The 644-nt window shown below is 48.1% G+C and carries 1 protein-coding gene; it reads left to right on the top strand.

All coding sequences use genetic code 11. The features are described 5' to 3' along the window. Positions 1-282 precede the first annotated feature (282 nt). Positions 283-644, top strand: a 362-nt coding sequence (locus A3750_RS23095) for a CoA transferase (RefSeq protein ID WP_197475264.1), incomplete at its 3' end; no start/stop codon positions are given.

Here is a 644-nt window from a genome sequence, read left to right as displayed (position 1 = left end):
GATTGAACGCTGGGTAGCGACTCTGCCTGTAGCAAATTGCTCTCCTTAAATAGTAATGGCCTAGTTAGGCGTAGTCGTTGACTATTTAAGTGATCAATCGCACCTAGTAGCTGAGAGTTTCTCTCCCTTAAGGCTACTAGGTGTTGTTCTTTTGTATTGCTTTTGTGTTTTGTCACTTTGATGCTCGCCCTTCACAACGGCGAGCTTTTTTGTTTTTCCTGATGACACATTGACCCCGCCTCGTTATATTTTTACTTCCACTCAAAAATTGACCATGACTTTATGAACGACTCAGCTTCTCGCAAGCGCCCCCTCGACGGCATACGTGTGATTGAAATGGGGCAGCTGTTAGCCGGCCCTTTTACGGGCTCTATACTTGGTTACTTTGGTGCAGAGGTTATAAAGATTGAGCCTCCAGAGGGTGGTGATCCAATACGTGGGTGGCGGTTAATGGAAAACGGCACCTCTTACTGGTGGCATAGCATCGGGCGGAATAAGAAGTCGGTCACGATAGATCTTAAAACAGAGCAGGGCCGAGAGATCGCAGCAAGCCTGATTGATAAGGCGGATGTTCTGGTTGAAAACTTTCGGCCCGGTACGATGGAGAAGTGGGGCTTAGGCCCAAAGGAAGCCAAGGAGCGCAA

Source organism: Oleiphilus sp. HI0079, from assembly GCF_001635105.1.
The sequence above is the reverse complement of the archived record's forward strand: the minus strand, read 5'-3'. Positions and strand labels throughout refer to the sequence as shown.